At 70.3% G+C, this 778-nt stretch carries 1 protein-coding gene; it reads left to right on the top strand.

The features are described 5' to 3' along the window. The coding region (locus IG04_RS0141775) for an RNA-guided endonuclease InsQ/TnpB family protein (protein ID WP_030482286.1) at positions 1-778 on the top strand (778 nt) is incomplete at both ends.

Genomic DNA, 778 nt, shown 5'->3' on the forward strand with positions numbered 1-778 from the left:
CAACTTCTTCGCCGGGCGGGCCCGTTTCCCGAGGTTCAAGTCCCGTACCGGGCGGCAGAGCGCGCACTACACCCGCTCGGCGTTCCGGATGCGCGAGGGCGTGCTGACACTGGCCAAGACCAGCACACCGCTGCGGTTGGTCTGGTCCTTCGGCGAGGTGGACCTGGCCGCGCTGGATCCGACGATGGTGGTGGTGTCCCGCGAGCCGGACGGCCGCTGGTACGTGGCGTTCGCCGTGGACACCGCCGAGCCCGCCCCGGCTGAGCCCGCCGGGCACGCGATCGGCGTCGACCTCGGCCTCACAGATCTGGTGGTGACCAGTGACGGTGAACGGATCGCGAACCCGCGGCATCTGGTCCGCAAGGCCCGCAACCTGGCCCGCTACCAACGGCGGATGGCCCGCTGCGAACGCGGTAGCGGCAACCGCCGCAAGGCCAAGGCCAAGGTCGCCCGCGCGCACCGCAAGATCCGCGCCGCCCGGCAGGATTTCCTGCACCGCACCACCACGGCTCTGGTGCGTTCGGCCGACGTGATCGCGATCGAGGACCTGCCGGTCAAGAACATGGTGCGTAACCGCCACCTCGCCCGTGCTATCTCCGACGCGGGCTGGGGCGAGTTGCGCAGGCAGCTGGACTACAAGTGCGACCGGGCCGGCCGCACGCTGGTCGTGATCGACCGCTGGTTTCCCTCGAGCAAGACGTGTTCGGTCTGCGGGCACGTGCTCGCAGAGCTTGCTTTGTCCGCCCGGCACTGGACGTGTCCGGGCTGCCGCACCCGG

Origin of the sequence: Lentzea albidocapillata (genome assembly GCF_000719115.1) — a bacterium.
Taxonomy (GTDB): domain Bacteria; phylum Actinomycetota; class Actinomycetes; order Mycobacteriales; family Pseudonocardiaceae; genus Lentzea; species Lentzea albidocapillata.